This window comes from Parabacteroides sp. PF5-6, assembly GCF_029504695.1.
In the GTDB taxonomy this organism is placed as follows: Bacteria; Bacteroidota; Bacteroidia; order Bacteroidales; family Tannerellaceae; genus QVMG01.
In genome coordinates, this window is sequence record NZ_JAQFIN010000007.1 from 16,335 (window position 1) to 29,852 (window position 13,518).

General features: G+C 44.7%; 13 protein-coding genes and 3 tRNA genes. All 16 read left to right on the forward strand.

The features are described 5' to 3' along the window. Positions 1-2 precede the first annotated feature (2 nt). On the forward strand, positions 3-1,388 hold the full coding sequence (locus M2133_RS09755; protein ID WP_277465940.1) for an AAA family ATPase: 1,386 nt from the start codon (positions 3-5) through the stop codon (positions 1,386-1,388). 12 nt (positions 1,389-1,400) lie between these two features. After that, on the forward strand, positions 1,401-2,066 hold the full coding sequence (locus M2133_RS09760; RefSeq protein ID WP_277465941.1) for a DUF4276 family protein: 666 nt from the start codon (positions 1,401-1,403) through the stop codon (positions 2,064-2,066). A 2-nt stretch (positions 2,067-2,068) separates the two neighbouring features. Continuing rightward, positions 2,069-3,373, forward strand: coding sequence for a DEAD/DEAH box helicase (locus M2133_RS09765; protein WP_277466076.1), 1,305 nt, complete (start codon positions 2,069-2,071; stop codon positions 3,371-3,373). 1 nt (position 3,374) lies between these two features. Continuing rightward, positions 3,375-4,718 carry an amidohydrolase gene (locus M2133_RS09770; RefSeq protein ID WP_277465942.1) on the forward strand — a complete coding sequence of 448 codons (1,344 nt, stop codon included), beginning with the start codon at positions 3,375-3,377 and terminating at the stop codon, positions 4,716-4,718. Between the two features lie 150 nt (positions 4,719-4,868). Next, on the forward strand, positions 4,869-5,693 hold the full coding sequence (locus M2133_RS09775; protein ID WP_277465943.1) for a purine nucleoside phosphorylase I, inosine and guanosine-specific: 825 nt from the start codon (positions 4,869-4,871) through the stop codon (positions 5,691-5,693). Between the two features lie 140 nt (positions 5,694-5,833). Further along, positions 5,834-5,909 (forward strand) — tRNA-Gly (locus M2133_RS09780). A 44-nt stretch (positions 5,910-5,953) separates the two neighbouring features. Then, a tRNA-Leu gene (locus M2133_RS09785) sits at positions 5,954-6,035 on the forward strand. Between the two features lie 17 nt (positions 6,036-6,052). Continuing rightward, positions 6,053-6,136 (forward strand) — tRNA-Leu (locus tag M2133_RS09790). 192 nt (positions 6,137-6,328) lie between these two features. Beyond that, positions 6,329-6,568, forward strand: coding sequence for a 50S ribosomal protein L28 (gene rpmB / locus M2133_RS09795; protein ID WP_277465944.1), 240 nt, complete (start codon positions 6,329-6,331; stop codon positions 6,566-6,568). Between the two features lie 17 nt (positions 6,569-6,585). Beyond that, positions 6,586-6,774 carry a 50S ribosomal protein L33 gene (gene rpmG, locus M2133_RS09800; protein ID WP_277465945.1) on the forward strand — a complete coding sequence of 63 codons (189 nt, stop codon included), beginning with the start codon at positions 6,586-6,588 and terminating at the stop codon, positions 6,772-6,774. A 16-nt stretch (positions 6,775-6,790) separates the two neighbouring features. After that, the gene (locus M2133_RS09805) at positions 6,791-6,943 is read left to right on the forward strand and encodes a DUF4295 domain-containing protein (RefSeq protein WP_277465946.1); all 153 of its coding nucleotides are present in this window, start codon (positions 6,791-6,793) and stop codon (positions 6,941-6,943) included. A gap of 666 nt (positions 6,944-7,609) precedes the next feature. Continuing rightward, positions 7,610-8,734 carry a DNA polymerase III subunit beta gene (dnaN, locus tag M2133_RS09810; protein WP_277465947.1) on the forward strand — a complete coding sequence of 375 codons (1,125 nt, stop codon included), beginning with the start codon at positions 7,610-7,612 and terminating at the stop codon, positions 8,732-8,734. A gap of 9 nt (positions 8,735-8,743) precedes the next feature. Next, a complete protein-coding gene (locus tag M2133_RS09815) occupies positions 8,744-9,511 on the forward strand; it encodes a 3'-5' exonuclease (RefSeq protein ID WP_277465948.1) in 768 nt (255 codons plus the stop codon). A gap of 31 nt (positions 9,512-9,542) precedes the next feature. Next, a complete protein-coding gene (coaBC, locus tag M2133_RS09820) occupies positions 9,543-10,745 on the forward strand; it encodes a bifunctional phosphopantothenoylcysteine decarboxylase/phosphopantothenate--cysteine ligase CoaBC (RefSeq protein ID WP_277465949.1) in 1,203 nt (400 codons plus the stop codon). After that, complete coding sequence (locus M2133_RS09825; RefSeq protein ID WP_277465950.1) at positions 10,742-11,644, forward strand: DUF4835 family protein; 903 nt, start codon at positions 10,742-10,744, stop codon at positions 11,642-11,644. Before coaBC ends, M2133_RS09825 begins: the two co-directional genes overlap by 4 nt. A gap of 2 nt (positions 11,645-11,646) precedes the next feature. After that, a complete protein-coding gene (gene recN / locus M2133_RS09830; RefSeq protein ID WP_277465951.1) occupies positions 11,647-13,314 on the forward strand; it encodes a DNA repair protein RecN in 1,668 nt (555 codons plus the stop codon). Positions 13,315-13,518 lie beyond the last annotated feature (204 nt).

A 13,518-nucleotide genomic window follows, 5' to 3' on the forward strand; every position in this document is an offset into this window, starting at 1 on the left:
ATATGATAACAAAAATAGAAATAGATGGTTTTAAGTCTTTCTATAATTATTCTATGGAGTTTACACCTCTGACTGTAATTGCAGGAACTAATGCTTCTGGGAAGAGTAATCTTTTCGATGCTCTAAAGCTTTTGTCGCGATTGGCTGATACGGATCTTAGAACCGCCTTTTCGGATAAGTCTTTACGAGGGGATGTTAGTGAACTTTTTATGCAATATTCTGATAATAAGTCGGTTCGTCAGATGACATTCGCTGTTGAAATGTTAGTGAATCGTTTGGTTACAGATAATTGGGGAGGAGAAGCAACGGTGAAAACGCCTCGCTTAAGATATGAACTTTCAATTATGCGTAGAGAAAATGGGCGCGGTTTTGATGAATTGGTAGTTACTCATGAGCAACTGTCAAAAATTAATACTGAGGATGATGTATGGGCTAGGACTTTCTTCAAAAAGAAAAATGAAAAGGTATGGAAGAGTACAGCAAGTGGCGGTAGTGGGAAACCATATATCTATACTGAAATAATTAACGAGATCCCAACAATTAAGATTAGACAGGATGGAAGGCAAGGAGGCAAAGCTACAGCGGCGAATTCTATAAATCAAACTGTTTTGGGGAATGTGACTACTGTAGATTTTCCTCATGTGTTGGCTGTAAAAAAGGAAATGTTGAGTTGGAACTTTATGCAATTAAATCCGGAAATTCTAAGAGAACCCACACGTCAGGATGCTCACTTCAATGATGTCATTGGCCATGCAGGAGAAAATGTAGCAGCTGCATTGTATCGTATCAAGCAAGAAGATCCTTATCAAATGGTTTTAATCTCGAGAAAACTGGCTTCTTTTCTCCCTGATTTTACACAAGTAGATGTTGTTGACGACGCTGCAAATAAACAGTTTGTAATCAAATTGCGTAATATGAACGGAAAAGAATTCTCTTCACGTGTATTGTCTGAAGGTACTCTTCGTATACTGACTTTATGTATTTTGTTATTTGATAATAAACATGACGGGCTTCTCTGTTTTGAAGAACCAGAGAATGGAATTCATCCGTTTCGTATGAAATCTATGGTTGATTTGTTGCGAGAGTTGGCCATAGATCTGCATGAACTGGAAGAGCCTTTGCGACAAGTCATCGTCAATACTCATTCCCCTGTTTTGTTGAAGCATTTTTATCGAAACCCTAATGATAGTATGAGTATATGGTTGTCAAAATTAACATCCGCCATTGTCACTCTTGATGGTGAGAGATGCCGATTAAGAATTAGTAAAATGATTGCTTTGACTAGTGATTTAAGATTGCCTTTTTCTGATGCTGAGAGAAAAACAACAATGATAGATGCAGAACGTTATTTGGAGTCTGGAGATGGAGAATATGATCAATTTTTATAAGATAGGGATAATATGATACAAATAGCCATTGGCCTTAATGCAGAAGGACCTACAGATATACGCTTTCTTAAGAATATAGTGAAGCGTACATTTGATGAAGTTGCTTTTGATTGTGATATGGATATAGAAATATTAGATATTGCGATCGTTCATGTAAAGAAGACCTCTTTTGTGGAGACAATGCTAAATGCAGCTCGAGAGGCTTTCGATAAATATGGAATAACCGTCTTATGTATTCATGCTGATTCAGATGCAGTCAGCCAAAAGGCTGTTGTGGAAAATAAATTTGTCCCCTTTCTTGAAGCTTTGTCAGAGAAAGAAGCGGATACTTATTGTAAAATGATAGTGCCTGTTATTCCAATCCAAATGACTGAGTCCTGGATGTTGGCAGATAAAAATCTTTTTAAAAGATTGATTAATGTTGAGCATGAAAGAGATGATCAATTGGGTATAGAAAAGAATCCTGAGGTTTACTCCGATCCAAAGAATGTTATAAGAACGGTTTTGCAAATAGCAAATCAAAATACTAGACGGCGGCGTTGTCGTGTGGAAATATCAGATTTGTATGAAGAAATTGGCAACCAGATAGAATTGGATAAGCTGAGAATGCTTCCTTCTTTCAGATATTTCGAAGGAGAAGTACGCTCTGCTTTCCAAAAATTAAATTTTTTACATTGAATATAGTGTCAAATAAAATAGCCCGGGCACTGGCGAATGTCGGAATAGAGCAGCTTAATGAGATGCAGCAGGCGGTGTTGGATGCCGGCACGGAAAAGGATATGGTGTTGTTGAGTCCGACCGGTTCGGGCAAGACGCTGGCGTTTCTGTTGCCGCTTCTGACTACTTTGACTGATGAGGAAAAGAAAATACAGGCGTTGATTGTCGCTCCTTCCCGTGAGCTGGCTTTGCAGATCGAAACGGTTTTGCGTTCGTTGGGTGCCGGCTATAAGGTGAATTGCTGTTATGGTGGTCATCCGATCCGGACGGAAAAGAAAAGTCTGGAACATCCGCCAACGATTCTGATCGGCACTCCCGGAAGGATAGTGGATCATATCGAGCGGGAGAATATCGATTTGACGACTGTGCGCAGTCTGATCCTCGATGAATTCGACAAATCGTTGGAGTTGGGCTTTCTGCGGGAGATGAAAGAGATTCTTTCTTATCTGCCCCATGTGCGTCGGCGGGTGCTTACCTCGGCGACGGAATCGGTCGATATACCCGATTTCATCGGGCTAAGATCGCCGGTACGCCTTTCTTTCTTGTCGGATGTGAAGGAGGCAAAAGGACTAAAGGTTTACCAGGTGCAATCACCGGTGAAGGACAAATTGGAAACGTTGTATAAGTTGCTGGCAGAGTTGAATGGCGAGTCAGCACTTGTCTTTTGCAATTTGCGTGAGGCCGTGGAGCGGGTGAGTCATTACCTGACGGAAAAAGGGGTGGCTAATGAGTATTTTCACGGTGGAAAGGAGCAAATGGAACGGGAAAAGGCATTGGCTCACTTCCGCAACGGGAGTGCAACGGTGTTTATCTCTACCGACCTGGCGGCGCGCGGATTGGATATTCCCGATGTGCAGCATGTGATCCATTATCATCTGCCGTTGAATGAAGAAGCGTATATCCACCGGAACGGGCGTACGGCGCGTATGCATAATACAGGGAATGCTTTTCTGATCATTAATGAAGTCGAGTCGATCCCTGAATACCTGAGAGAACCTGCTGTCTTTTATCTGCCGGCAGTGGAAAAGAAACCCCGTCCGTCCGAATGGGTTACATTGACGATCAACCGGGGCAAAAGAGATAAATTGAGCAAAGGAGATGTCGTCGGTTTCCTTTTTCAGAAAGGAGCACTCGCGAAAGAGGATATAGGAGTTATTGAAATACGGGAGAGCTGTGCGTATGCTGCGGTCAAAAGGGAAAAATACAAACCGTTGTTACAGCGGATTGCAGGCGAGAAAATCAAAAACATGAACGCTAAATACAATTGATATGAATATCTTAATTCAGGATGTCCTGTTAGACGGCCATCCTACCGATATATATATAGAGGGTCAGCGAATCGCCAAAGTGATCCGGAAACCCTCTCAATTGACAATGGACAATGGACAATGGACAATTGCAGGAAAAAACAACGGAACTTTAGAACAATCATCTGAAACTATTAATAGCCAATTGTCAATTATCAATTGTCAATTCAAGAAGGCCGTAGTTCCGGGCTTCGTAAACGCCCATACCCATGCAGCCATGACTCTTTTTCGTGGATTTGGCGATGATATGGCTTTGATGCCCTGGCTAGAACAAAAGATCTGGCCCAATGAAGCCCGGATGACGGATGAAGATGTCTACTGGGGAGCGAAACTGGCTTGTCTGGAGATGATAAAGAGTGGGACTACGACCTTTTACGATATGTATCAACGGTTGGAAGCGACGGCACAGGCGGTCGATGAGATGGGCATACGCGCGGTGTTGTCGGGTGTCTGTTTCGATCATTTCAAACCGGAGTTAGCCGAACGATCGAAGAAAAGTATACCGGAGCTTCAAAAGAAAATGGAAAATTATTCCGACCGGCTTCGTTTCTCTTTAGGTCCTCATGCGATCTATACGGTTTCCGGTGAATTGCTTCAATGGATCGATCGTTATTCTAAAGACAACAACCTGTTGATCCATCTGCATCTGGCCGAGACGCAAGGCGAAGTGGATGACTCTCTCCGGAATTTCGGATTGACTCCGGTGCGTTATCTGCATCAGTTAGGCATTCTTTCTCCCCGTTTGTTGATTGCTCACGGAATTTATGTGGATAAGGAGGAGATCGCTTTACTGGCTGAATACGGCGTGAAAGTGGCGCATAACCCGGCATCGAATATGAAATTGGGCTCGGGTATCCGATTCCCTTTTGTCGAAATGAAAGAAGCCGGTGTTACGGTGGGGATCGGCACGGACGGCTGTTCCTCTTCGAACAACCTGGATATGGTCGAGGCAATGAAATTGGCTGCTCTTTTGGGCAAAGGGTGGCGGAAGGATCCCGAAATCCTTACGGCCCCGGAGATGCTTTATGCGGCAACTGAAGCCGGTGCAGCGATTGCCGGACTGAATACCGGACGGATCGCAGAAGGCTGTTTGGCCGATCTATGCCTGATCGACCTTTGTTCTCCGGTATTTACCCCGAACTTCAATTTTGTCTCCAACCTGGTTTATGCTGCCAATGGCAGTTCGGTAGACACGGTTATCTGCGACGGAAAGATCCTGATGGAGAATCGGAAGGTCCCGGGAGAGGAAGAAATCCTGCGTCAGGCTCAAGGCGTAGCCTTACGCCTGACGAATTATGAATTATGAATGATGAGCACAGCCAATTCTTCCGGCTCATGAATCGTAAAAAGTTTATGTGCCCCTTCTCATAATTCATAATTCATAATTCATAATTCTTCTGGAAGTCTTATCTTTGTCCGATTAATTACATTCTCAATTGTTTTGAACGCTAAATTTATGGAAATGATACCAACAATGCACTACCAGGAAGCTGCGGATTACCTCTTGTCGCGCATCAATGGCCAGCCGGAAACCGCTATAATTTTGGGCAGTGGCTTAGGATCGCTGGCCGACCGGATCAGCGAAGCGGTGGTGATCCCTTATGGAGAAATCCCTCATTTTGTAAAATCTACTGTGCCGGGGCATAAAGGAAACTTTATCTGCGGCAAGTTAGGAGAGCGGTATGTGCTGGCAATGCAGGGGCGCTTTCATTATTATGAAGGATACACTATGAAGCAAGTGACCTTCCCTATCCGTGTGATGAAGTTGATGGGGATAAAGAATCTGTTGGTATCGAATGCCGCCGGAGGAATCAATAATACCTTTAAGGTAGGCGACCTGATGATTATCCGCGATCATATCAATATGATGCCTAATCCGCTGATCGGACAGAACAATGAAGATTTCGGACCCCGCTTCCCGGATATGACCCGTCCTTACGATCGGCAGTATATCGCTTTGATGGAAGAGATCGCAGCCGGTATGCATATCCCTCTAAAGAAAGGAGTCTATGTCGGGCTGACAGGCCCTTCTTACGAAACACCTTCGGAGTATGCCTTTTATGGTAAAGGAGGAGCGGATGCTGTGGGTATGAGTACGGTGCCCGAAGTGATTGTGGCTCGTCATGCCGGAATAAATGTTTTTGGTATGTCGGTGATTACCAATGAAGGATATCACTTCGCAGACGATTTTGTGAACGACGGCGCCGATGTGATCGCCGCAGCTAATCGTGCAGCAGAGGTGATGACCTCTTTATTCACCAAACTGATCTCGATGATCTAACTGCTTTAAAGTCTTTAAGATCCTTCAGGCTGTAAACGCACTTAAGGCCCTTAAAGACTTTAAATCCTAAAAAAGAAGGAAAGAAAAAATAAAATTCTTTTGGTGGATTCAAAATTAGGCGTATCTTTGCACACGCAAATGCGAAAGTAGCTCAGTTGGTAGAGCATAACCTTGCCAAGGTTAGGGTCGCGGGTTCGAATCCCGTCTTTCGCTCCAAGCCATGGGAGGTGAGCGATTCTCCCTTTTTTAATGTGTTGAAAGCCCAGGTGGCGGAATTGGTAGACGCGCTCGTTTCAGGTGCGAGTGTTGCAAGACGTGCAGGTTCGAGTCCTGTTCTGGGCACCCCCGTTAAATTAGATGCGCAGGTGGTGGAATTGGTAGACACGCTACTTTGAGGGGGTAGTGCCGGTTACGGCGTGTGAGTTCAAGTCTCATCCTGCGTACAAATCCCCCCGCCTCCTTGTTATATCTTTTAACGATATATTATCTGTCTCTGTTCTGTTTATGATGCTGATGCAGGATGAGGAGATTTATGCTTTTTAAGGGTGAAAATTTGTATGTATAATTTTTTATATGTTACTTTGCGCCCTGTTTGCGATATAAGTAGGAAATAATTAAAAGAATAGAATAAAGAGATGTCTAAGATTTGTCAAATTACCGGAAAAAAAGCAATGGTTGGCAATAACGTTTCGCACTCCAATCACCGTACGAAGCGTAAATTTAATGTGAACCTGTTTAGAAAGAAATTCTACTGGGTGGAAGAAGATTGTTGGATTAGCCTGAATATCTCAGCTGCTGGTCTGCGTACTATCAATAAGGTGGGTCTGGATGCAGCAATTAAAAAAGCCGCTGAAAAGGGTTATCTAAACGCATAATTGGGAGGAAATAAGAAATGGCAAAGAAAGCAAAAGGTAATAGAGTACAAGTAATCCTCGAGTGTACAGAGCACAAAGAAAGCGGTGTGCCGGGTACTTCAAGATACATCACGACTAAGAATCGGAAAAACACGACAGCTCGTCTGGAGTTGAAGAAATACAATCCGATCCTGAAGAAAATGACTGTTCATAAAGAAATTAAATAATAGGAGATTTTAAACGATGGCAAAAAAAGCAGTTGCAACTTTTAAGAAAGGTGACGGCCGTACCTACTCAAAGGTAATTAAAATGGTGAAGTCTCCGAAAACAGGCGCTTATATCTTCCAGGAAGAAATGGTTCCTAACGAAGCTGTAAAAGATTATTACGCGAAATAAGACAAGCGCGTTATAAAATAAAGAAACCCCTTAGATCAAAAAGGTCTGAGGGGTTTTGTGTTTCTGAAAACGTACCACATAAAAAGTTAAACCCGGCCCTTCACCTTTCACCCTGTAGCGAGACCCCTGTATTGATCAGCGTTTCGGGTGAAGGCCTTGGATCACCCCGTATTATTGTGGAGAACTTCGTTTGATATTGATTTCACAAAGGCCAACGACCTACTAAGTAACGGATAATGTCCGACTTCTAAACCCTTGAAAATGAGATATAAATATTCTCTTCCTACTCTTCGGTTCGGGGTGTGATCCCCTTTCACCCGAAACGCTGATCAATACAGGGATCTCGCCACAGGGTGAAAGGTGAAGACCGGGGTGAAAACTTTTATGTGTGGGCGTGTCGCGGAAAAGGCTGCCGGGGTTTGCGAAAAGGCTGCCGGCCTTTTGGAAAACTCCGGCGGCTTTTTGGAAAAGGGCGGCAACGAATGATTCCACCAGATTTACTTTATGCTTCGCGAAGCGACCTTCGGTTCGGAATGATCCAGTTTGTTGTTCGCCCGATTTCTTTATACACTTTTTCTTCTCTTCTTTCCTGTTTGATCTAATAATTTGTTATTTTTGCTCATTCATATCAGTATGTAACATAAACACAATTAAAATATAGAAACCATGAGATTTGACGTATCCAGTACAGCGCTTTTGTCACGTTTGCAATCTGTCAGTAAAGTGATTGCATCCAAAAATTCACTACCGATATTGGACAGCTTTCTTTTTCAATTGAACGGGGACAAACTGACTATTACGGCTTCCGATTCGGAAACCCGGATGGTGACCAGTGTAGAAGTGATGAATGTAAGTGGCGAAGGCCTTTTCTGTATCTCTCAGAAAATGTTGCTCGATCCGCTGAAGGAACTGCCTGAACAGCCGCTGACCTTCGACCTGGATCTGGATACCCTGGAGGTGAATGTCCATTACCAGAATGGTAAATATAATTTTATTGGGCAAAAAGGAGATACTTATCCGCAACAGAAACCGTTGAAGGAAGATGCGATTTCGTTGACGATGGATTCTCAGCTGTTGCTCAGCGGTATCAGTCGTTCACTCTTCGCTACGGCAGACGATGAACTTCGCCCGGTGATGAATGGGGTTTATTTCGATATCCATACCGATGATCTTACATTTGTGGCTTCCGACGGGCATAAGCTGGTACGCTTGCGCAATAAAACGGTGCAATCGCCGGAAAGAGCCTCTTTTATCCTGCCGAAAAAACCGGCCAATGTGTTGAAGGGTATTCTGGGTAAGGAAAAAGAACAGGTGAAGATCTCTTTCGATGATAATAACGCGTATATTTCAACGCCGGGCTTCGAGATGGTATGCCGGTTGATCGAAGGACGTTATCCGAACTATAACAGCGTCATCCCACAGGAGAATCCGTATAAAGTGACTATCGACCGCTTGTCGTTCCTGACCGCTCTTAAGCGTGTGTCCGTATTCTCGAATCCGGCCAGCAGTTTGGTGAAACTTCAAATGGAAGAGAACCAGATGCAGGTGTCTGCCCAGGATATCGATTTCTCGACTTCGGCAGAAGAAAAGATCGTTTGTCAGTTTGACGGCGCTAATATGAGTATAGGTTTCAAAGCAACCTATCTGATTGAAATATTGAGTAATATTAATTCGCCGGAAGTGGTACTGGAATTAGCCGATCCTTCCCGCGCAGGTGTCATTGTGCCTACGGATAATGAAGAAGGGGAAGACCTTCTGATGCTTCTGATGCCGATGATGCTTAATGACTGAAAAAAATAAATGCAATTAAACCTGAAAAACCCGTTAGTCTTCTTTGATCTGGAGACTACGGGTACAAATATAGTCACCGACCGGATTGTTGAACTCTGCTACGTGAAAGTTCATCCCAACGGGAAAGAAGAAACCAAGACTTACCGAATCAATCCGGGCATGCCTATTCCTCCGGTAGTCACTGCTATCCATGGTATTTCGGATGAAGATGTAAAGGATTGTCCGTCTTTCAAAGAGATCGCCAAATCGCTGGCGGCACAGATCGAAGGATGCGACCTGGCCGGCTACAACTCCAATCGTTTTGATATCCCCATGCTGGTCGAGGAATTCCTGCGTGCCGGTGTGGATATTGATTTGCGGAAACGGAAATTCATCGATGTGCAGAATATCTTCCATAAGATGGAACAGCGCACGTTGGTTGCCGCGTATAAATTCTACTGCGAGAAGACATTGGAAAATGCCCATTCGGCCGAAGCGGATACGATTGCCACTTACGAAGTATTGAAAGCCCAACTGGATCGTTATCCCGAGTTACAAAACGATGTGCCCTTCTTAGCCAAATTCTCCTCTTATGGTGATCATGTGGATTATGCCGGGCGGATTGTGTATAACGAAAAGGGAGTAGAGTGTATCAACTTCGGAAAACACAAAGGAAGACCGGTGGTTGAAGTTCTCGAGAGCGATCCGGGTTATTATGGGTGGATACTGAATGGCGATTTCCCGCTGGATACCAAAAAGGTCTTTACTGAAATCAAACTGAGAGGTTTTAATAAATAATTCTTCTTTTGACTTTTCAAAGCAATAGGTTATGTTGAAAGGTAAACACATTATATTAGGGGTTACGGGAAGTATCGCTGCTTATAAGGCGGCTACGATTATCCGTGGGCTGGTAAAGAAAGGTGCTGAAGTGCAAGTGGTGATTACGCCTGCCGGCAAAGAGTTTATCACGCCTTTGACCCTCTCTACATTAAGCCGCAATCCGGTGATCAGCGAGTTTTTTTCTAACCGCGACGGGACGTGGAACAGCCATGTCGATCTGGGTTTATGGGCCGATGCGATGCTGATTGCACCGGCAACGGCTGCCACAATCGGAAAGATGGCTAACGGGATTGCGGATAATATGCTGATAACAACTTATCTCTCCTGTAAAGCGCCTGTGTTTGTCGCTCCGGCTATGGATTTGGATATGTATGCCCACCAGGCGACACAACAAAATCTGGATCGTTTGCGTTCGTTTGGAAACCGGATCATTGAACCGGGCGAAGGTGAATTGGCCAGTCAGTTGATCGGCAAGGGACGTATGGAAGATCCGGAGGTGATTATCGCTTGTTTGCACGACTTTTTTGCTGCCCAGCAGGACCTGATTGATAAAAAAGTGTTAATAACCGCAGGCCCGACGCATGAAAAGATCGATCCCGTACGTTTTATAGGTAATTATTCTTCCGGAAAGATGGGATTTGCATTGGCAGAGGCCTGTGCAAGGCGAGGAGCCGAAGTGTTTTTGGTTGCCGGACCGACGGCGTTACGCACCGAACATCCGCGGATTACTCAATTCGACGTGGAGTCGGCCGAAGAAATGTACCAGAAAGCCCTCAGCCTCTTTCCGCAGATGGATGCAGCCCTGTTGTGTGCAGCCGTAGCCGATTATCGTCCGGAATCTTCAGCGGAAGAGAAAATCAAACGGGAGTCGACGGGCGATATGATCCTTCACCTGGTGCCCAATAAAGATATTGCCGCCTCTTTGGGTAAACAGAAACGCGAAGGGCAGGTGTTGGGTGGTTTTGCTTTGGAAACACAAGATGGCATGAGTCATGCGCAAGATAAATTGAAGCGCAAAAACCTCGATTTCATCGTATTGAACTCTCTGGAAGATCAAGGTGCCGGGTTCCGTCACGATACGAATAAGATCACGATCATCGACCGGACAGGAGAGGTTACCGACTATCCGTTGAAGAATAAGACAGAAGTAGCAGTCGATATTGTGAATAAGTTAGTAGAGCAATTAAAATGAAGATGCAAAAAAGAGTCATTTACCTGTTGTTGGTTTTATGCGTATCCCTGCAAGTGGACGCGCAGGAAATGAATGCCCGTGTGACAATCAACAGTAGCCAGGTGCAAGGAACCAATAAACAGGTATTTACTACGTTGCAAAATGCTCTGACAGAGTTTATCAACAACCGGAAATGGACCGATGCGACCTTCTCGGTGAATGAGCGTATCGAGTCAACCTTTACCATCAATATCAGCGAGCAGCAGGATAATGCTTTCAAAGGAACATTGCAGATCCAGGCGCGACGCCCTGCCTACAATTCGGGTTATTCGACCAACTTATTAAACTTTCAGGATCGGCAGATTGACTTTGACTATATTGAATTCGAACCGTTGGAGTACACCGAGAATGTATTGAACAATAACTTGACCGCAGTGATTGTATTCTATGTGTATGTGATCCTGGGTTTGGATTTCGATAGCTTTTCTCCTCTGGGCGGAGCCGCTTTCTTTCAGACGGCTCAACAGGTCGTCACGCTGGCGCAGGCCCAATCCAATTGGGTCGGTTGGAAAGCTTTTGAGAGCAATTCGAACCGTCATGGGGTGATTACGGCACTGACCGATAATACTTCTGAAGCTTTCCGCAATATGTGGTATCAGTACCACCGTCGGGGACTCGATGAAATGGCCGCTAATCCGGACCGGGGACGGACTACCATTATAGAAGCTTTACCTGCACTGAAAGAAGTGAAAAGCGCTCGTCCCACCTCTGTCGTCCTACAGATGTTTGCCGATGCCAAACTGACCGAGGTTGTTGCTATTTATTCCAAAGCTACGAATCAGGAAAAGAAAGAAGGATACGATCTTTTGTCGGATATCTATCCCACCCAGGGAACCGTTCTGGAAGCACTTAAGAAATAGTTATGTTGCAATCTCTTTATATACAAAACTACGTTTTAATCGATAATCTGGATATTACGTTCCGGAAAGGATTGTCTGTTATTACCGGGGAAACAGGTGCCGGTAAGTCTATTATATTGGGTGCGCTGGGGCTGGTTATCGGTCAGCGTGCCGACGGTCGAAGTATTCGCCAGGGCGCTGAGAAGTGTGTGATCGAAGCGCAATTCAATGTTTCAGCCTATCAGTTGGAATCTTTTTTCATCGAAAATGATCTGGAATACGATGCGGAGACCTGTCTGCTCCGGAGAGAATTGTTTGCTTCCGGGAAGTCACGTGCGTTTGTGAATGATTCGCCGGTTTCGCTGAATATCCTGAAGGAATTGGGCGCCCGTTTGATCGATATCCATTCCCAACATCAGAATCTGCTCCTGGCCGATAATCGCTTTCAGTTGAAGGTTGTCGATGTAATGGCGCAAAATGAGCTTTTATTGACTGCTTATCGCACGCAATACACCCATTACCGGAATTTGCAAAAAGAGCTGATCGCGCTTGAGGAAAAAGCGGCTCAAAGTAAACAGGAAGAGGATTATATTCGCTTTCAATTGGAACAGTTGAGTGACGCCCGTTTGAAACCGGATGAACAGACGGAACTGGAGACCGAGCAGGAGGTATTATCCCATGCCGAAGAGATTAAAAGCGGCCTTTACCGGATTACCAATTGCCTGAACGGAGAGGAGCAGGGAAGTGTTCTCCTTTTAAAAGAAGCCCTTTCCATCGCGAATACTTTGGAACGTTATTATCCGAAAGCCCGGGAGATCAGCGAAAGATTGAAAAGCGCTTATATCGAACTGAACGACCTGGCTTCGGAGACCGAAGGCTGGAAAGAAGATATTGAATTCAACCCCGAACGTTTAGACTGGGTGAATGAGCGACTGGACGTAATCTATAATCTACAACAGAAACACCGGGTCAATACCGTGCCCGAATTGATTGCGATCGAAAGCAAATTCGAGGAACAGCTTAAAGAGATCGATTCATTCGACGAACAGGTCGAAACCTTGAAGAATGAAATCGCCGAAACGTATCAGCAATTGTTCGATCAAGCCACCCGGTTGCGGGAAAAACGCGAAGCAGCCTCTCAGGTTATTAGTCGTCAGTTGGAAGAAATGATCGCTACATTGGGTATTCCTAATGCTCGTTTTGTGGTCGATCTCCAGTCGCGCCAGGAGCCGGGACCCGATGGAATGGATGAAATTCGCTTTTTGTTTTCCGCTCATCGCAACGGCACCTTGCAACCGGTAGCTCAAACCGCGTCCGGAGGAGAGATCTCCCGCCTGATGCTCTGCCTTAAAGCCATGATCGCCGGGCATACGGCTTTGCCGGCTATCCTGTTTGATGAAATAGATACGGGTGTTTCGGGTGATATTGCCGATAAAATGGGGGAAATCATGCAAGCGCTCAGTCGGGATATGCAGGTGATAACCATTACCCATCTTCCTCAGATCGCCGCGAAAGGGAATATGCATTATTATGTCTATAAAGAAGATACGCCGGAAAAGACGGTTACCTGCATCAGGGAATTGAACGCAGAAGAGCGCATCACTGAAGTTGCCCGGATGTTAAGCGGAGCGACCCTGACCGATGCTTCTTTGGCGAATGCGAAAGAGCTTCTTCAAATAGATAATGGGTAATGGATAATTAGCTTTCCTTATCCATTGTTTTAAACCTTTCTGTTTGGAAGGTGTCATAGAAATAACAAACGAGATGTAAAACCTTTTAAAAACACAAAGCCATGAAACGTTTAAGTCTTATATCGCTATTCATACTTCTGATAAGTTTACCCGGTTACAGTCAGTTTTGGATTGAAAAAGGTTGGCATCAAGCCAATTGTCCAC

Coding starts and splice junctions, on each gene's coding strand:
- M2133_RS09825 (WP_277465950.1), top strand. CDS start 10,742: ATGAAGATGCAAAAAAGAGTCATTTACCTGTTGTTGGTTTTATGCGTA.
- M2133_RS09805 (WP_277465946.1), top strand. CDS start 6,791: ATGGCAAAAAAAGCAGTTGCAACTTTTAAGAAAGGTGACGGCCGTACC.
- M2133_RS09775 (WP_277465943.1), top strand. CDS start 4,869: ATGGAAATGATACCAACAATGCACTACCAGGAAGCTGCGGATTACCTC.
- coaBC (WP_277465949.1), top strand. CDS start 9,543: ATGTTGAAAGGTAAACACATTATATTAGGGGTTACGGGAAGTATCGCT.
- M2133_RS09755 (WP_277465940.1), top strand. CDS start 3: ATGATAACAAAAATAGAAATAGATGGTTTTAAGTCTTTCTATAATTAT.
- recN (WP_277465951.1), top strand. CDS start 11,647: ATGTTGCAATCTCTTTATATACAAAACTACGTTTTAATCGATAATCTG.
- M2133_RS09770 (WP_277465942.1), top strand. CDS start 3,375: ATGAATATCTTAATTCAGGATGTCCTGTTAGACGGCCATCCTACCGAT.
- M2133_RS09815 (WP_277465948.1), top strand. CDS start 8,744: ATGCAATTAAACCTGAAAAACCCGTTAGTCTTCTTTGATCTGGAGACT.
- M2133_RS09760 (WP_277465941.1), top strand. CDS start 1,401: ATGATACAAATAGCCATTGGCCTTAATGCAGAAGGACCTACAGATATA.
- rpmG (WP_277465945.1), top strand. CDS start 6,586: ATGGCAAAGAAAGCAAAAGGTAATAGAGTACAAGTAATCCTCGAGTGT.
- dnaN (WP_277465947.1), top strand. CDS start 7,610: ATGAGATTTGACGTATCCAGTACAGCGCTTTTGTCACGTTTGCAATCT.
- rpmB (WP_277465944.1), top strand. CDS start 6,329: ATGTCTAAGATTTGTCAAATTACCGGAAAAAAAGCAATGGTTGGCAAT.